The sequence below is a fragment of the Mesorhizobium sp. WSM4817 genome (assembly GCF_055811135.1).
This window is the reverse complement of record NZ_JBVVQQ010000004.1, coordinates 197,660-213,858: the sequence shown is the minus strand read 5'-3', so window position 1 is coordinate 213,858 and position 16,199 is coordinate 197,660. Positions and strand designations below refer to the sequence as shown.

Here is a 16,199-nt window from a genome sequence, read left to right as displayed (position 1 = left end):
GGATCGCGCTTCAGGCCAGAACCGCCTGCAGGCGGGCCAACTCGTCGATCTGGGCCATTGTCACCTGATAGCCGATGCGGATCGCCTCGTCGGCGCGATGGAATTCGGTCAGGCCGATGTGGCTGAGTTTTGGCTGCAGCGACATATCGGGCGGGTCGCCGGCAAGTCGCGCCCGCGAAATGCGATCCTGGATGATGTTGAAGGCTTCGACCATAACGCCGGTGATGCCGAGCCGTGTCTGGTACTGGTGCCCTGTGTCGATCAGGCCGGGCCTTGGCGCGTCCTTCTCGACGACCAATTCGCCGGCGCTATGCTTGATGACGGCGGCGCGGCCGAACAGATCGTAGTGAAGGTTCACCGCGACCACGAGCGGCTGCTCGTAGGCGCGGCAGACCGAGACCGGGACCGGATTGACCAGCGCGCCGTCGACCAGCACGCGCCCGTTGCAACTGACCGGTTCGAATACGCCGGGCAGGGCGTAGGAGGCGCGCATGGCGGTGATCAGCGAGCCGCCCGACAGCCAGATTTCATGGCCGGTGCGGATCTCCGTGGTGACGCAGACGAAAGGTTTTGGCAGATCCTCGAAACGGATGCCGGCCATGTGCTCGCGCAGCCGTGCATCGAGCTTCATGCCGCCGAACAGTCCGCTGCCGCGCAGATTGAGATCGAGAAGACCAAAAATACGCCGCTTGGTCAGGCTCCTGGCGAATTCTTCCAGCTCATCCAGCTTGCCGGCAAGGTAGCAGCCGCCGACCAGCGCGCCGATCGAGGTGCCCGCGATCATCGACACTTCGATGCCGGCTTCGTCGAGCGCGTGCAGTACGCCGATATGGGCCCAGCCACGCGCGCAGCCGCCGCCCAGCGCCAGCGAAATGCCTGTTTTCCTGGCGGGGCTCTTTTCGGATGCACCGGCGGACGATGACAGGCCATTGGCCTCCCGAACGTCAGGTCTGTTATGCAATGACGCCCATTCGAGCATCACAATCTCCCTTGTCCCGCGGCTAAATTATCGGCAGGCCGTATCGAAATCATGAATATACGTGATTGCAGTTCGGCGAATGGTTCAAATAGATGGTTCATGAGGCTTTCGATACGTTTCTTGCGCATCGAACAGCGGCTTGCTGCCATCGCTGGCAAGCGTCCCCTTGCCGTCGATCAGTCCCACCGTCCGATAAAAGCAGGAACGCCGGCCGGTGTGGCAGGTTGCGTCGTGGCCCATCACTTTGACGCGCAGCCATATTGCGTCCTGGTCACAATCCGTGAGCATCTCGACGATTTTCTGGACATTCCCGGACGTTTCGCCCTTCTTCCACAGAGCGCTGCGCGAGCGCGACCAGTAGTGGGCAATGCCGGTTTCCAGCGTCAGCGCCAGCGCTTCGGCGTTCATATGCGCGACCATCAGCAGCATGCCGTCTTCGGCATCGGTGACGACGACGGTGACCAGGCCGCCGGCATCGAAGCGCGGCGAAAAGACCGTGCTTTCTTCCAGTGTTTTCTTGTCTGATGGAGCTTTTCGAAATTTCACTGCCGACATCGCCGGTCCTTGTTCAGAGCCTCGCCCAGTCCGAAAGGATCGGAATGGGCGAGGCTCTGTCTTGTTGTTTGGCCATGATCTGATCCGAGAACCGGTTCTCATTTCTCGCGACCATGGCTGGCGGCCGGCGAGGCTCGTTCAGCCCCTGCCGCCGCGCACCATGGTGACGAAACGGACCTGTTCCTCGGGCGTGTCCTTAAAGACGCCGGTGAAGGTCGAGGTCAGCGTCGTGGAGCCTTCCTTGCGGATGCCGCGCATGGCCATGCACATATGCTCGGCTTCGAGCATGACGGCGACGCCGCGAGGATTGAGCACATCCTGGATGACGCCGGCGATCTGTGCGGTCATCGCTTCCTGGGTCTGCAGGCGCTGGGCAAAGATATCGACGACGCGGGCGATCTTGGACAGGCCGACGACCTTGCCGTCCGGCAGATAGCCGACATGCGCCTTGCCGATGATCGGCACCATGTGGTGCTCGCAATGCGAATGGAACGTTATATCCTTGACGAGGACAAGGTCGTCATAGCCGGCGACTTCCTCGAAGGTGCGGCCGAGTTCTTCGGCCGGGCACTTGTCGTAGCCGCCGAACATTTCACGATAGGCCTTCACCACACGCTTTGGCGTATCGACCAGGCCCTCCCGGTCCGGATTGTCGCCGGTCCAGCGCAACAGCGTGCGCACCGCGGCCTCGGCTTCGGCTTCGGTCGGCCGATCGGTGACCGGCTTTTCCATATAGGCAGAAGGGGGCATGAATTTCTTGATGACGGCATCCATAAAGGCGTCTCCCGTAGTTCCCCTCTCAGGAGGAACGAGTTGAACGGACCACGACCTTTCGGGTGTTAGAAACGTGCCCTGTTTCCAGCCCGTAAGCGGCGTGAAGTGAATTGAGCAGGGACGCGGTCGTTGGTCGCCTTGTCCATACCCGAGTACCAGCATTATATATGATCGTTGCGAGCGAAAGGAAGGCCGCCTGCGGCAATCGCTGTTCGCTCGGCGGCAACGGATTGGAAAAATATGATCGACGACGTCTACAATGCGAAAATTCTGGGATTTGCCGGGAATATCGCGCGGATCGGCCGGCTCGACCATCCCGATGCAACCGCGCGCGCGCATTCCAAGCTGTGTGGCTCGACGGTGACCGTCGATCTGAAGATGGATGACGGCATCGTCACCGATTTCGCCCATGACGTCAAAGCCTGCGCGCTTGGCCAGGCGTCGTCCTCAATCATGGCGCGGCATGTCGTCGGCGCCAGCGCGGATGAATTGCGCAGCGTTCGCGAGACCATGCTGAAGATGCTGAAGGAAAACGGCGCGCCGCCACAAGGCCGCTTCGCCGACCTCAGATACCTCGAACCGGTGCGCGACTACAAGGCGCGCCATGCCTCGACCATGCTGACCTTCGATGCGGTGGTCGACGCGATCGGCCAGATCGAGAAGAAGCGCGCCGAACAGGCGGCGTAGCCGTCAAATGGCGACGGATCACACGCATCAGCGGCCGCGATACACGCGCAACTGGCCAGGTCCCTGGCGCAAGACGCCCGGCCGAATTTTGGGCACCTCGCTCGTGCGTTTTTATCAGCTGACGCTGTCCGGCTTTGTCGGCAATTCCTGCCGGCATTTGCCGACCTGCTCCGAATACGCGCACGAAGCGATTGCCCGCCATGGGCTATGGGCCGGCGGCTGGATGGGTTTTTTCCGCGTGCTGCGCTGCGGGCCGGGCGGAACGCATGGCATCGACCGGGTGCCGGAGGTGCTGGCCGAGCGCTATGCCTGGTTCACGCCCTGGCGGTACTGGCGGATCGGAAAGAAGCGCAGTGATCCGGAACCCGATGCCGGTGGGGCGTAAGCTCTGCAAACAGAGCAGGATCTTTACGATTTGCTAGGGTTAACCGCACGTTGCCCATTTAAGACAAAATCGAGACAAGCCGCCTCGCTAAGCCGCTCCTGATAGCCATCAGGAGAGATTGCCAATGCGCCAGATAGACCGCCGTCCATTCGTTTTCGCCGTGGTTATCTACCTTCTGGCCTGGTTTTTGGGTTTTCCGATCCGCGCACAATCGGCGCCGCTGGGGGAGGTCGAATGCACGCTGATCCTGGATGCTGCAAGCGGTGAAACGCTGTATCGGGACGGGGTCTGCGACCAGCGCTTCAGCCCCGCCTCGACTTTCAAGGTCCCATTGGCCCTGATCGGCTATGATTCGGGAATCCTGAGCGACGAGCACACGCCGGCTTGGGACTACAAGCCCGAGTTCAAGGCGGTCAAGCGGGACCAGAAAACCGTAGACCCGACGATCTGGGAAAAGGATTCGGTGCTGTGGTTTTCGCAGGAAATCACCCGCCGGCTCGGCAGCGAGCGGTTTGCCGGCTACGTCTCGAAATTCGACTACGGCAATACCGATGTTGCCGGCATTGCCGGCAGGAATGATGGCCTCACCCGGTCCTGGGTGAATTCTTCCCTTGAGATATCGCCGGTCGAACAGGTGAATTTCCTGCGCCGGCTGCTTGCCGGCGAACTGCCGGTTTCGGCCAAAGCCCACGCGATGACCAAGGCGATCTTGCCGACCTTCCGGTCAGGTGGCTGGACGGTGCAGGGCAAGACCGGGACCACCAGGCTTGGCGAAAGCGCCGACAAGGGCCCGCTTGGCTGGCGCTCGCTTGGCTGGTTTGTCGGCTGGGCGAACAAGGATGCGCGCAGCATCGTCTTTGCCCGCCTGGTAATCGATACGAAACGTTCCGATACGCCGAAGGGTCCTCAGACGCGGACGATATTCCTGAAAGAGCTGCCGAATCTCATCAACAAGAGCAAGTGATCGGCCATTCGCCTTTACGGCACGAAAATCTGCCCATAAAAGACTGCCGCCGGACGCATCCGGCTTTTTACTTTATGCATGTCGGTCGAGCCAAAACCGCTGCACACTTTGGGCGACATGCATTTCACCACCCGCGCTCGTTTGCGGGACTGGATAGGAGAATTTTATGCTGAATTCCGTTTCCCTGACATTTCCCGATGGCTCCGCCCGCGACTACGATGCGGCGATGACCGGCGCCGGCCTGGCGGAATCGATCTCCAAGTCGCTGGCCAGGAAGGCGGTCGCCTACTCGATCGATGGCGTGGTGCGCGATCTTTCCGACCCGCTCGGCAAGTCCGGCAAGATCGAGATCATCACCCGCGAGGATCCGCGCGCGCTGGAGCTCATCCGCCATGACGCAGCGCACGTGCTGGCCGAAGCCGTGCAGGAATTGTGGCCGGGTACGCAGGTGACCATCGGCCCGGTGATCGACAACGGCTTCTACTATGATTTTGCCCGCAACGAGCCGTTCACGCCCGACGATTTCCCGGTGATCGAGAAGAAGATGCGCGAGATCATCGCGCGCAACAAGCCGTTCACCAAAGAGGTGTGGTCGCGTGAGAAGGCGAAAAAGATCTTTGCTGACAAGGGCGAGCGCTACAAGCTGGAACTGATCGACGCCATTCCCGAAGATCAGGACCTCAAGATCTATGCGCAGGGCGATTGGTTCGACCTCTGCCGCGGCCCGCACATGGTCTCGACCGGACAGATCGGCAGCGCCTTCAAGCTGATGAAGGTGGCCGGCGCCTATTGGCGCGGCGATTCGAACAATCCGATGCTGACCCGCATCTACGGCACGGCCTGGGCCGATCAGGCGCAGCTCGATGCCTATCAGACCATGCTGGAGGAAGCCGAAAAGCGCGACCACAGGAAGCTCGGCCGGGAGATGGACCTGTTCCATTTCCAGGAGGAGGGGCCGGGCGTCGTCTTTTGGCATGCCAAGGGCTGGAGGCTGTTCCAGAACCTGGTCAACTACATGCGTCGCCGCCTCGACGAGCAGGGTTATCAGGAAGTCAACGCGCCGCAAGTGCTCGACAAGAGCCTGTGGGAGACGTCAGGTCACTGGGGCTGGTACCGGGACAATATGTTCAAGGTGACGGTTGCCGGCGACGATACCGACGACGACCGGATGTTTGCGCTGAAGCCGATGAACTGCCCCGGCCACGTCCAGATCTTCAAGCACGGGCTGAAGTCCTACCGCGATCTGCCGGTAAAACTTGCGGAATTCGGCAGTGTCCATCGCTATGAGCCGTCCGGCGCGCTGCATGGGCTGATGCGCGTGCGCGGCTTTACCCAGGACGATGCCCACATCTTCTGCACCGAGGAACAGCTCGCCGACGAATGCATCAAGATAAACGACCTGATCCTGTCGACCTATGCCGATTTCGGCTTCGACGAAATCACCGTCAAGCTGGCGACCCGCCCCGAAAAACGGGTCGGCACCGACGCGATGTGGGATCATGCCGAGGGCGTGCTGCAGGACGTGCTCGACAAGATCGCAGCGCGGTCGGGCAACCGGATCAAGACCGGCGTCAATCCGGGCGAGGGCACGTTCTACGGGCCAAAATTCGAATATGTGCTGAAGGACGCCATCGGCCGCGATTGGCAATGCGGGACCACGCAGGTCGATTTCAACCTGCCGGAACGGTTCGGCGCCTTCTACATCGGCTCGGATTCTGAAAAAAAGCAGCCGGTGATGGTGCATCGCGCCATCTGCGGCTCGATGGAGCGCTTCCTCGGCATCCTGATCGAGAACTATTCCGGCCATTTCCCGCTGTGGTTCGCGCCGCTGCAAGTGGTGGTGGCAACGATCACCTCCGATGCCGACGATTACGCGCAAAAGGTCGTCGCGCAGCTAAAGGCGGCCGGACTGCTGGCGGAAGCCGATCTTCGCAACGAGAAGATCAACTACAAGGTGCGCGAGCACTCGCTGGCCAAGGTTCCGGTCATCCTCGTCTGCGGCAAGCGCGAGGCGGAGGAAGAGACGGTCAACATCCGCCGGCTCGGCTCGCGCGACCAGGAGTCGCTTGGCCTTGGCCAGGCGGTGGCGATGCTTGCCGAAGAGGCGGTGACGCCCGACCGCAAGCGCAAACGAGCGGCCTGAGTTCAGCCGGATTGTCGATGAAATGGCGGTGGAGCGATCCACCGCCATTCACATGCACGCCATTCACATGCCCGCCATTTCACACGCTTGTCACGCCGGCCTTGTAACGAGCCTCATGCTCAAGCTGAAGATGCGCGAAAGACCGTTTCCCGAGCTTTCCTACGCCAGCCCGCATCAGCCGGCATTGACGCGCTGGTTCATCCACTCCATCGAAGGCCTGTCCGGCCGCGATCGCTTTCGCGGCGCTCTATGACTTTTGGCGCCGCCATGTGGTGCCGACCGGCGAGCGCGTGTTCAGCCGCATGCTGGAGCTGATCGATGTCAGGGTGCGGACCACCGGCCAATGGCCGCCGGAAAAATTGCCCGACACGCCGCTGGTGATCGTCGCCAACCACCCGTTCGGCATCGGCGACGGCATTGCGGTGCTGTCGCTGGCCGAGCAGCTTCAGCGCCCGTTCCGTGTCATGATCCACAAGGATCTGCTCAAGATCCGCGAGATGGAGCCCTATTCGCTGCCGATCGACTTTTCCGAGACCAAGGACGCGCTCAGGAACAACATGGCGGTGCGCCATGAGGCGGTGCGGCTGCTGAAAGACGGCGTCATCATCGTCGTCTTCCCCGCGGGCGGCGTCGCCACCGCGCCGAAAGGTTTTGGCCGGGCGCGCGACCTGCCGTGGAAGATGTTTCCGGCCCGTCTCGTTAGGGATGCCAAGGCGTCGGTTGTCCCAATGCACTTTTCCGGCCAGAACGGGCGGCTGTTCCACCTGGTCAGCGGACCCATGAAACTGGCCGAGCGTGACGGGCGCGTGGCGAAGTTCGTCGGCAGGGCTTCGCTGACGCTGCGTACTTCGCTGCTCATCCACGAATTCGGTCGGCTGTCCGGCAAATCGATCGACGTGCACGTAGGCGACGTGCTGGGATGGGACGAACTGGAGCAGGTGCGCGACCGCAAGGCTTTGCTCGAGCGGCTTTACCGGGCTGTCTTCGATCTGGCTCCGGCGGAACCGCGCGGCCGCGGCCAGTTTCTGCCGCAACGCATGCGTAACGCGGCTTGATCGGCAATCATACGCTGCTGGACCGGTTCCCGCACAGGGTTCGGACGTCTAGTCCGCGCCTTCCTGAGGATCGATCGCCGAGGCCTCCGTGGCCAAAACCTGGATTTCCTGGTTCTGCCCGGCCACGACCGTAAAATCTTTCTGGTAGATGCGGTCGCGGTTCTTGGCGATGATTGTGTAGTCGCCCTCGGCAAGCACCATCGAAGCAAAGGCGCCGACGGTTTCCTGGATGGGATCGCCGGATTCGTTGAGCAACGACCAGGAGGTGTCGGCGATCGCCTCTCCGCCCGCCTCGCGCACCAGCTTCATGGTCATCTCCGCCGCACGATGCTCGACGGCTGCTTCGGTCAGCTTGCCGGCCTCGACGCGGATGTCTGAGCGGATGACCGCATTCACCGAGCCATAAGTCGAGACGACGTGATAGACGCCCGCGTTCAGCCGCACGACGCTGTTCGGCTCGACGTCGGGTATGATCAGGGCGCGATCGTGATTGGCTTCGGCCTGGCCTTCATAGATCGAAAAGCGCAGTTTCTTCGGCGGTATGCGCACCCCGCCCGACAGCACGGCGTCGAGCTTGAGTCCGCCGGCATCGAGCACGAGGCTTTCGCGCTTGGCGTCTTTGCCGACGGTGATGCGCTTGGTGGCTCCGGCCCGGCCGTAAGAGGCGTGGACCAGATAGCTGCCGGGCTCGAGCTGGAACACCGCGCTGCCGCCATGGGCGGAAGCGACCATCGGCAGCTTGCCGTCGCCGGTGGCGTCAGGCTTGAAGACGCGCCAGACGATGCCGCGTGTGATGTCGGCGCCCTTGTCGGTCAATTGCGCCGACAGCGTGATCGCTCCGCTGCTCGCCGCTGCCAGCGGTGCCTCGCTTTTTGGGGGCGCATAGTTCGACATTCCGGGAAGTTTCAGATCACCGAGGCCGTCCGCATCCTGCGCGACGGCAAGCGAAACCGGCACCATCAACAGTGCGGCTGCGAGCCAGATCGGGAAAAGTCGCGATGTCCCCTCAAACATGGCTTGCGTTGAAGCCCAAGGCGGTGGCAATTTCAAGGCTCAAAAGTCCGATCAGATCCTGCTAGAGGGCTCTTTGTGCGGCGCACCGCGCCAATGCCCGAGCCGCCCGATGTCCCGATGGTGCGCTTCAGCTCAAATTCCAAGGAGACTTGCGCCCATGGCGTCGCCGATCATCGACTTTCTGCTGACCCGGAATTCCGCGCCGATCCCGGAGTTGAAGGAACCGGCGCCCTGCGACGCTGACATCGCGACGATGATTGCCGCCGCCTCGCGGGTGCCGGACCACGGCCGGCTCGAGCCGTGGCGCTTCATCCTCTACCGGGGCGAGGCGCGCGTCGAGATCGGCAAGAAGCTGGCGGCCCTTGCCGCACAGCGCGAAGGGCCGCTGCCGGAAGGCCGCCATAACCAGGAACTGGCGCGCTTTTCGCGCGCGCCTTTGGTGATCGGCGTGGTGTCGAGCCCGAAGGAAAACCCAAAAATCCCGCAATGGGAGATGTTCCTGTCCGGCGGCATGGCGGCGATGAACCTGATGCTATCAGCCAATGCGCTGGGCTATGGCACCAACATGATCAGCAACTGGTATTCCGACGTGCCGGAGGGCAGGGCGATCCTGGGGCTGGCGCCGCATGAGCGGGTGGTCGGCTTCATCCATATCGGCTCCTATCAGGGGCCGGCGCCCGAGCGGCCACGGCCGGATCCGGCAAAGCTCTATGGCGATTATGCAGGGCCATGGGTGGGCTGAATGTTCTACGAGCCGTCTAAAGGCCACGGGCTGCCGCATGACCCGTCCAAGGCGATCGTGGCGCCACGGCCGATCGGCTGGATCTCGACGGTGAACAAGGCCGGCGAGGTCAACCTCGCCCCCTATTCATTCTTCAATGCGTTTTCGACGCGGCCCTTCATCGTCTGGTTTTCATCCGAAGGCGAGAAGGACAGCGCCACATTCGCCGAAGAAACGGGCGAGTTCGTCGCCAATCTCGTCAGCCGCGATCTCGCTGAAAAAATGGTCCGCACCGCGGTCGATGCGCCGCGCGGCGTCACCGAATTCGACTATGCCGATCTCGCCATGGCGCCGTCGCGGCTGGTTGCGCCACCCCGCGTGGCGGCGGCGCCCGCGGCGCTTGAATGCCGGGTGACGGAGATCATGCGGCCAAAGGCGCTGGACGGGACACCGACCGGCGCCATCGTCGTCGCCGGCGAAGTCGTCGGTGTGCATATCGACGATGCATTCCTGAAAGACGGCATCTTCGATATCGTCAGGGCGGGCAATGTCGGCCGTCTCGGCTACATGGATTATGCCAGCGTCAGCGAGATATTCTCGATGCGCCGGCCTCATTGGGGAAAAAGTTAGGGCTGGGGAAAAGGTCAGGCCGAAATCCCCGCCGCCCTGGCGCGTGCCAGAAGCCGCTCGGCCAGCTTGAGATGCGGCCGGTCGTACATCTTGCCGCCGATGCCGACGACGCCGGGATTTCCAGCCGCCTCGAATGCCTGGACGATTGCCAGGGAGTGTTTCACCGCCTCGGTCGACGGCGTGAAGGCGGCGTTGATGACAGGCACCTGCGCCGGATGGATCGCCATCTTGCCGGTGAAGCCGTCGCGCTCGGCCTCGGCGCATTCCGCCGCGAAGCCGGTCATGTCGCGAAAATCTGGGAAAACCGTGTCGATCGCCGCGACTTCCGCGGCACCGGCGGCGAGGATGGTCATGGTGCGGGCGAAGCGGAACACATCGGTGTAGCGGCCATTCTCGTCGCGGGCCGTGCGCGCACCGATTGCTGCCGATAGATCTTCCGCACCCCAGGTCACGCCGACAAGCCGCGCACTTGCGTTGGCGTAGGTCGCAGCCGCCAGCACGCCGGCAGCTGTTTCGGTGATGATCGGCAGGATTTTTATCGCACCGTCCGGCAGCCCGCTTTCGGCCTCGTGCACCCTGAGCTTGGCCGAGAGCTGCTGGACATCCTGTCCGCTGTTCGACTTCGGCAGCATGATGCCGTCGGGTTTCACTGGCACGAGTGCCGCCAGATCCTCGTCGGTCAGGTCGGTCGAGAGATCGTTGATGCGGACATAGATCGCGGATCTGGTCTGATGCCTGTGTCCGGTGATGAAGCGTACGGCGATATCGCGGGCCAAGGTTTTGTTTTTTGGCGCGACCGAATCCTCGAGATCGACGATGACCACGTCGGCGTCGGCGCCAATCGCCTTTTCCAGCTTCTTTTCCGAATCGCCGGGAACGAACAGCAGCGAGCGCATCGGTCAGGCCGCCTTCTTCATCATCATCGCCTGCCTCGTGCATTTGGCGACGAGCACGTCGTCCTGGTTGTAGGCGCGGTGCTCGAATTCGACGATGCCGCGGTCCGGCTTCGACCTGGAGTCGCGCACCGACACCACCGTCGTCTCGACGCGGATGGTGTCGCCGTGGAAGACCGGATGCGGAAACACCGTCTCCTTCATGCCGAGATTGGCGACGGTGGTGCCGACGGTGATGTCGTTCACCGAAATACCGATCATCAGGCCCAGCGTGAACAGCGAATTGACCAGCGGCTTGCCCCATTCGCTCTTGGCGGCGAAGTCGAAATCGATGTGCAGCGGCTGCGGGTTCAGCGTCATTACCGAAAACAGCATGTTGTCGCTTTCAGTGACGGTTTTCCGCAGCGTGTGCCGGAAGACATGGCCGACGACGAACTCTTCCAGATAAAGCCCGGTCATGGTCGATCTCCTCCGCTGCCGCATCGCCCCGAAAATCGGAATCGAGTTTTGGAAAGCACGATGCGAAGATTCAAAGTGTTAGCGTACTTTCCGAAACCGCGCACGTCGCCAGGCGCTGCATACCGCGCTGGCAAGCAAAGTTAACAAACAGGGGGCCAGTTAACAAAGATGGGCCAGTTAACAAACATGGTGAACCGTTCGTAAACCATTTCTACCTAGGGTCTTCACTGGGCGGGAACGGACTCGGGCTAGGGGCATAGCGGACGGCATGGTTGTTTCGCATTTCCTGAAATGGATTCATACGGCAAGGGTCTCTGAGCGCGCCGCGGCAGCAAGCGCATTGGCTCGCGCCTACATCAATGCCGAGCTGCCTTTCGAGGATCGCTGCGCGGCGGAGGCGGCGCTGACGCTGCTGCTCGACGATGCCTCGTCGAAAGTGCGGCTGGCGATGGCAGAGGCGCTGTCGATGAGCCATCACGCGCCGCTGCAGATCATCAGCGCGCTGGCGTCCGATCAGCCGGAAGTCGCCAGCCTGGTGCTGGCACGTTCGCCGCTGCTTACCGATGCCGATCTGATCGACCGGGTTGCCGGCGGCCAGAAGGCGATCCAGAAACTGATCGCCGATCGTCCGCGCGTCTCCATGGCGGTCGCCGCCGCGATCGCCGAAATCGGCGAGCCGGAAGCCTGCGCCACGCTTCTCGCCAACAGCGGCGCCGACATCGCTTCGCTCAGCTTCCGCCGTATCGCCGAACGCCATGGCCATCTGCCTTCGCTGCGCGAAGCGCTGATATCGGATGCGCGTCTGCCCGCTGACTGCCGGCATATGCTGCTGATAAAACTTGGTGAAACGCTAAAAGGTTCGCCGCTGGTGCTGGCGCTGATGGGCCGTGCCAGAACCGAGCGCGTCATGCGCGACGCCTGCGTCAAGGCGTCGATGACGCTGATCGAAGGCACCCACCAGGAAGAACATGCGGCACTCATCGAGCATCTGCGCCTGCGCGGCGACCTGACCGCAAGCTTCATCATTCGCACCATTGCGCACGGCAAGGTCGATTTCTTCGGCTCGGCGCTGGTCGCGCTCAGCCAGCAATCCGAACAACGGGTGAGGGCGCTGCTGGCCGGCGGGCACGACGTGGCGCTGCAGGCGCTGCTCCGCAGCGCCGGCCTGGCCGCGGCCACGCACGCCATCATCCTGCGCGCGCTGAAGATCTGGCGCGAGGTCGCCAATGGCAAGCGCCTCGCCGGCGTCCAGGAAGTCAGCTGGCTGATGCTGAAGGAATTGGGCGGGCAGTCCGCCGAAGGCGATCTCGCCGGATTGGTCAAATCGATCCACCTCGATGCGCTGCGCGAAAACGCGCGCGGTCACGCGCTGGCGATCGCGGCGGCTTAGGCCTTATCCTTCACGAAGAACTCCGGGAACTCCGCATTCGACGCGAGCGGGTTAGCTCAGATGTCCAGCACTTCCGTCTCGGCGAATTCCGCGCGTTCCTGGATGAAGCGGAAGCGGGCTTCCGGCTTGGTGCCCATCAGCGCGTCGACCGCATCCTTGGTCGCCGCCTCGGCATCGATCACGTCGACCCTGAGCAGCGTGCGCTTTCTCGGGTCCATGGTGGTTTCCTTGAGCTGGGCGGCCATCATTTCGCCCAACCCCTTGAAGCGGCCGATTTCGACCTTGCCGCGCCCGGTGAACTCGGTGCGCAGCAGTTCGTCCTTGTGCGCATCGTCGCGGGCATAGGCGACCTTGCCGCCTTGGCGGATCGAGTAGAGCGGCGGCACCGCCAGGTAGAGATGGCCGTCGCGGACCAGGCTCGGCATCTCCTGATAGAAGAAGGTGATCAGCAGCGAAGCGATGTGGGCGCCGTCGACGTCGGCGTCGGTCATGATGATGACCCGGTCGTAGCGCAGATCCTGATCGCGGTATTTTGACCGCGTGCCACAGCCAAGCGCCTGGATCAGGTCGGAAATCTGCTGGTTGCCAGCCAGCTTGTCGTTGCCGGCGCTGGCGACGTTGAGAATCTTGCCGCGCAGCGGCAGCACTGCCTGGCTGGCGCGGTCGCGCGCCTGTTTCGCCGAGCCGCCGGCCGAATCGCCCTCGACGATGAAGAGCTCGGCGCCGGCCGCGGCATTCTGCGTGCAGTCGGCGAGCTTGCCGGGCAGGCGCAGCTTGCGCACCGCGCTCTTGCGCGAGACTTCCTTCTCCTGGCGGCGGCGCACCCGCTCGTCAGCACGCGCGATCACCCATTCGAGCAGCTTCGAAGCTTCCTGCGGGTTGTCGGCCAGCCAGTGGTCGAAGGGGTCGCGGATCGCGGCCTCGACGATCCTGATCGCCTCGATCGTCGCCAGCCGGTCCTTGGTCTGGCCGACGAATTCCGGCTCGCGGATGAACACCGACAGCATGCCCGCCGCCGAGATCATGACGTCTTCCGAGGTGACGATCGAAGCGCGCTTGTTGCCGACCAGCTCGGCATAGGCGCGCAGGCCGCGCGTCAAGACGTTGCGGAAGCCGGCCTCGTGGGTGCCGCCTTCGCCGGTCGGAATGGTGTTGCAGTAGGAATTGAGGAACCCGTCGCCGCCGAACCAGGTCACCGCCCATTCGAGCGAGCCGTGGCCGCCTTGCCTGTCGCTTTTGCCGGCAAAGATTTCGCGGGTGACCTGGAATTCGTCGCCGAGCGAGGCTTTCAGATAATCCTTGAGGCCACCGGGAAAATGGAACTCGGCCTTGGCCGGCGTCGTGTCCTTCTCCTTGATCAGCGAGGGGTCGCAGGTCCAGCGGATCTCGACGCCACCGAACAGATAGGCTTTCGAGCGCGTCATCCGGTAGAGCCGCGCCGGCTCGAACGCCGCACCCTTGCCGAAGATCTGCTCGTCGGGATGGAAGCGTATCCTGGTGCCGCGGCGGTTATGCACCTCGCCGAGCTGCTCCAGACCGGTCACCGGAACGCCGCGCGAAAAGCGCTGGCGATAGAGCTGGCGGCCGCGCGCGACCTCGACCTCGAGATGGTCCGACAGCGCGTTGACGACGGAGACGCCGACGCCGTGCAGGCCGCCCGAGGTTTCGTAGACCTTGCTGTCGAACTTGCCGCCCGAATGCAGCGTCGTCATGATGACTTCGAGCGCCGGCTTCTTGAATTTCGGATGCGTATCGACCGGAATGCCGCGGCCATTGTCGGTCACCGCCAGATATCCGTCGGCCGAAAGCTCGACATCGATGAACGTCGCGTGGCCGGCGACCGCCTCGTCCATCGAATTGTCGATGACCTCGGCGAACAGATGGTGCATCGCCTTGTCGTCCGTGCCGCCGATATACATGCCGGGCCGCCGCCGCACCGGCTCCAGCCCTTCCAGAACCTCGATGTCGGCGGCACTGTAGCTCTCGCTGCCGTCGCGGGATGCCGGGCGCTTCGCCGCCTGCACCAGCGGGTCGGCCGGGCGCGCGGTGGCGCGAACCGGTTGCGGCTGCTTGTCCAAATTGCCGAAAAGATCGTTGCTGTCGTTCATGCTGGTCCTGGATTGCGATGCTGCGAATCACCACCCGATACTGCCACGCTTTTTGCGGGCAGGCGACGGAGGTTCCCGTTACGTTCGAGGATAGAGCCTCTTACTGCAAAACCATTCGACAACCAAGCGGCGGAAACGGGCCGAGGGCATCGACGCTTTGTAAACCTTGTCCGGAGGTTACGCCGGAAGGTTGGCCGAAAAAGGGTATTCGCGGATTGCTGCTGACCTAGAATGCGGCAGAACCCGAGAAGAGGCTGTCGCTTACGCATGTTGGATTACAGTTCGCTCCTGCTTGCGGCAGCGCTGTCGGGCACGTGCCTCAGCATCACCCTGTTTGCGATCTGGTGCACCGCGCCACAGGCACGCTTTGTGCTGACGGTGGCGTGCGGCATTCTCGTGCTCGTCGCACATGTGGTCTTGTTCTGGCACTATGCCAAGCATCCCAGCCCCTGGCTTTGCCAGATTGTACTTGCGCTTCTCAGCCTGGGCCTTCTGACCCTCTGCCTGTCGGCCATGCAGTATCTCGGCGTCCATGACTACAGGCGCGCCATCTTGCCGACCCTGGCTGCGATGGCGGTTTGCGCAGGCGCGACGTCGCTGGGCTTTGACGGCGTCGGCTTCATCGTCACCTACGCGACGGTAACGGCGCTGCTCTCGCTTATCGGGGTGATGTTCTGGATCAAAGGTGGTCATGATCGCCGGATATTGCTGGTCGTTTCGTTCCTGAGCGGCGTCTGTGCGCTGTCCTTCGGACTTTGCGGCGCGGTCCTGCTGGTCAAGGGCCAATGGGTGCTCGGCGTTGCGCCCGACAACTGGGCCGAACGGTTGAATTCCGCCGTGGCGGTCGCCTGCATGACGGGGCTCGGCGCATTGACGCTCTCCCTGCACCATTTGCAGGCGCAGATCGAACTGAAGGCCGAGACCATGACCGACCCATTGACCGGGCTGATGAACCGGCGGGCGTTGACGGCATTCTACGGCGAGCGGATTTTCGGCCCGTTCATGTCCGTCGCCATGTTCGACCTCGACCATTTCAAGAAGACGAACGATGTATTCGGTCATCCGGTTGGCGATCAGGTTCTGCGCCGCTTCGCCGCTGTCGTCAGAAAATACTCCAGGACCGGCGTCGACGCCTTCCGGCTGGGCGGCGAGGAATTCGTCCTCGTCATGTCGCGGATGACTGAAGAGAAGGCTTACGACATTGCGAGCAAGATCAGCGTCGCCTTCGGCACGGAAGTCGTCGCCACCCAGCTTGGTCCGTTGCGCAGCACAGTCAGTGGCGGCATCGGCTTTGGCGGGACGGATGGCACCAGTCTCGACAATGTGCTGGCCGAAGCCGACGCCGCACTCTATGCGGCAAAGCGCGCCGGGCGAAATCGCGTCGTCGCCCAGAACAAGGCGAGCAAGGCCGACGCGCCGGCCTTGCGTTCTGCCTGATTGAG

Annotated in this window: 15 protein-coding genes and 1 pseudogene; 9 read left to right on the top strand and 7 right to left on the bottom strand. The window is 62.7% G+C overall.

Annotated features, from left to right (window positions below):
* Positions 1-10: 10 nt before the first annotated feature.
* From AC0L2K_RS08050 to folE, 3 genes are all read right to left on the bottom strand, one after another.
* Positions 11-979, bottom strand: coding sequence for a patatin family protein (locus AC0L2K_RS08050; protein ID WP_128186154.1), 969 nt, complete (start codon positions 977-979; stop codon positions 11-13).
* A gap of 84 nt (positions 980-1,063) precedes the next feature.
* Positions 1,064-1,534, bottom strand: coding sequence for a phosphoribosyl-AMP cyclohydrolase (hisI, locus tag AC0L2K_RS08045; protein ID WP_473531065.1), 471 nt, complete (start codon positions 1,532-1,534; stop codon positions 1,064-1,066).
* A gap of 138 nt (positions 1,535-1,672) precedes the next feature.
* Positions 1,673-2,308: a GTP cyclohydrolase I FolE gene (folE, locus tag AC0L2K_RS08040; RefSeq protein WP_023801043.1), complete on the bottom strand. Its 636-nt coding sequence runs from the start codon at positions 2,306-2,308 to the stop codon at positions 1,673-1,675.
* A 240-nt stretch (positions 2,309-2,548) separates the two neighbouring features.
* Between folE and AC0L2K_RS08035 the strand changes: the two genes are divergently transcribed.
* From AC0L2K_RS08035 to AC0L2K_RS08015, 5 genes and pseudogenes are all read left to right on the top strand, one after another.
* The gene (locus AC0L2K_RS08035) at positions 2,549-2,995 is read left to right on the top strand and encodes an iron-sulfur cluster assembly scaffold protein (RefSeq protein ID WP_473531064.1); all 447 of its coding nucleotides are present in this window, start codon (positions 2,549-2,551) and stop codon (positions 2,993-2,995) included.
* Between the two features lie 7 nt (positions 2,996-3,002).
* Positions 3,003-3,380 (top strand): membrane protein insertion efficiency factor YidD, encoded by a 378-nt coding sequence (yidD, locus tag AC0L2K_RS08030; protein ID WP_128244790.1) that lies wholly within the window; start codon positions 3,003-3,005, stop codon positions 3,378-3,380.
* Positions 3,381-3,504: 124 nt separating this feature from the next.
* Positions 3,505-4,344: a class D beta-lactamase gene (blaOXA, locus tag AC0L2K_RS08025; protein ID WP_473531063.1), complete on the top strand. Its 840-nt coding sequence runs from the start codon at positions 3,505-3,507 to the stop codon at positions 4,342-4,344.
* A 166-nt stretch (positions 4,345-4,510) separates the two neighbouring features.
* The gene (gene thrS, locus AC0L2K_RS08020; protein WP_473531062.1) at positions 4,511-6,487 is read left to right on the top strand and encodes a threonine--tRNA ligase; all 1,977 of its coding nucleotides are present in this window, start codon (positions 4,511-4,513) and stop codon (positions 6,485-6,487) included.
* A gap of 115 nt (positions 6,488-6,602) precedes the next feature.
* Positions 6,603-7,542: pseudogene (locus tag AC0L2K_RS08015) on the top strand (lysophospholipid acyltransferase family protein).
* A 48-nt stretch (positions 7,543-7,590) separates the two neighbouring features.
* Here the strand turns inward: AC0L2K_RS08015 and AC0L2K_RS08010 are convergent.
* Positions 7,591-8,556 (bottom strand): hypothetical protein, encoded by a 966-nt coding sequence (locus tag AC0L2K_RS08010; RefSeq protein ID WP_473531061.1) that lies wholly within the window; start codon positions 8,554-8,556, stop codon positions 7,591-7,593.
* A 157-nt stretch (positions 8,557-8,713) separates the two neighbouring features.
* On the opposite strand from AC0L2K_RS08010, the gene AC0L2K_RS08005 reads away from it, so the two are divergent.
* Entirely contained in the window at positions 8,714-9,298 is a 585-nt protein-coding gene (locus AC0L2K_RS08005; RefSeq protein ID WP_128172303.1) for a nitroreductase family protein, read from the top strand.
* Positions 9,299-9,907 (top strand): flavin reductase family protein, encoded by a 609-nt coding sequence (locus AC0L2K_RS08000; RefSeq protein ID WP_473531060.1) that lies wholly within the window; start codon positions 9,299-9,301, stop codon positions 9,905-9,907. It abuts the gene before it with no gap.
* 14 nt (positions 9,908-9,921) lie between these two features.
* Here the strand turns inward: AC0L2K_RS08000 and AC0L2K_RS07995 are convergent, their stop codons facing one another.
* Together AC0L2K_RS07995 and AC0L2K_RS07990 are read right to left on the bottom strand one after the other, a co-directional pair.
* Positions 9,922-10,803, bottom strand: coding sequence for an HpcH/HpaI aldolase/citrate lyase family protein (locus AC0L2K_RS07995; protein ID WP_473531059.1), 882 nt, complete (start codon positions 10,801-10,803; stop codon positions 9,922-9,924).
* A gap of 3 nt (positions 10,804-10,806) precedes the next feature.
* Positions 10,807-11,283: a MaoC family dehydratase gene (locus tag AC0L2K_RS07990; RefSeq protein ID WP_473531058.1), complete on the bottom strand. Its 477-nt coding sequence runs from the start codon at positions 11,281-11,283 to the stop codon at positions 10,807-10,809.
* Positions 11,284-11,527: 244 nt separating this feature from the next.
* Between AC0L2K_RS07990 and AC0L2K_RS07985 the strand changes: the two genes are divergently transcribed.
* Positions 11,528-12,649 carry a DUF2336 domain-containing protein gene (locus AC0L2K_RS07985; protein ID WP_128172307.1) on the top strand — a complete coding sequence of 374 codons (1,122 nt, stop codon included), beginning with the start codon at positions 11,528-11,530 and terminating at the stop codon, positions 12,647-12,649.
* 56 nt (positions 12,650-12,705) lie between these two features.
* Here the strand turns inward: AC0L2K_RS07985 and parE are convergent, their stop codons facing one another.
* A complete protein-coding gene (parE, locus tag AC0L2K_RS07980; protein WP_473531057.1) occupies positions 12,706-14,757 on the bottom strand; it encodes a DNA topoisomerase IV subunit B in 2,052 nt (683 codons plus the stop codon).
* 267 nt (positions 14,758-15,024) lie between these two features.
* On the opposite strand from parE, the gene AC0L2K_RS07975 reads away from it, so the two are divergent.
* Positions 15,025-16,194: a GGDEF domain-containing protein gene (locus AC0L2K_RS07975; protein WP_027156274.1), complete on the top strand. Its 1,170-nt coding sequence runs from the start codon at positions 15,025-15,027 to the stop codon at positions 16,192-16,194.
* Positions 16,195-16,199: the final 5 nt, after the last annotated feature.

Excerpts from the sequence above, each read along its gene's own strand:
- folE (WP_023801043.1), bottom strand. The coding sequence starts at position 2,308 with ATGGATGCCGTCATCAAGAAATTCATGCCCCCTTCTGCCTATATGGAA.
- blaOXA (WP_473531063.1), top strand. The coding sequence starts at position 3,505 with ATGCGCCAGATAGACCGCCGTCCATTCGTTTTCGCCGTGGTTATCTAC.
- AC0L2K_RS07990 (WP_473531058.1), bottom strand. The coding sequence starts at position 11,283 with ATGCGGCAGCGGAGGAGATCGACCATGACCGGGCTTTATCTGGAAGAG.
- AC0L2K_RS08050 (WP_128186154.1), bottom strand. The coding sequence starts at position 979 with ATGCTCGAATGGGCGTCATTGCATAACAGACCTGACGTTCGGGAGGCC.
- parE (WP_473531057.1), bottom strand. The coding sequence starts at position 14,757 with ATGAACGACAGCAACGATCTTTTCGGCAATTTGGACAAGCAGCCGCAA.
- hisI (WP_473531065.1), bottom strand. The coding sequence starts at position 1,534 with ATGTCGGCAGTGAAATTTCGAAAAGCTCCATCAGACAAGAAAACACTG.
- AC0L2K_RS08000 (WP_473531060.1), top strand. The coding sequence starts at position 9,299 with ATGTTCTACGAGCCGTCTAAAGGCCACGGGCTGCCGCATGACCCGTCC.
- AC0L2K_RS07985 (WP_128172307.1), top strand. The coding sequence starts at position 11,528 with ATGGTTGTTTCGCATTTCCTGAAATGGATTCATACGGCAAGGGTCTCT.
- AC0L2K_RS07975 (WP_027156274.1), top strand. The coding sequence starts at position 15,025 with ATGTTGGATTACAGTTCGCTCCTGCTTGCGGCAGCGCTGTCGGGCACG.
- AC0L2K_RS08010 (WP_473531061.1), bottom strand. The coding sequence starts at position 8,556 with ATGTTTGAGGGGACATCGCGACTTTTCCCGATCTGGCTCGCAGCCGCA.
- yidD (WP_128244790.1), top strand. The coding sequence starts at position 3,003 with ATGGCGACGGATCACACGCATCAGCGGCCGCGATACACGCGCAACTGG.
- AC0L2K_RS07995 (WP_473531059.1), bottom strand. The coding sequence starts at position 10,803 with ATGCGCTCGCTGCTGTTCGTTCCCGGCGATTCGGAAAAGAAGCTGGAA.
- AC0L2K_RS08005 (WP_128172303.1), top strand. The coding sequence starts at position 8,714 with ATGGCGTCGCCGATCATCGACTTTCTGCTGACCCGGAATTCCGCGCCG.
- thrS (WP_473531062.1), top strand. The coding sequence starts at position 4,511 with ATGCTGAATTCCGTTTCCCTGACATTTCCCGATGGCTCCGCCCGCGAC.
- AC0L2K_RS08035 (WP_473531064.1), top strand. The coding sequence starts at position 2,549 with ATGATCGACGACGTCTACAATGCGAAAATTCTGGGATTTGCCGGGAAT.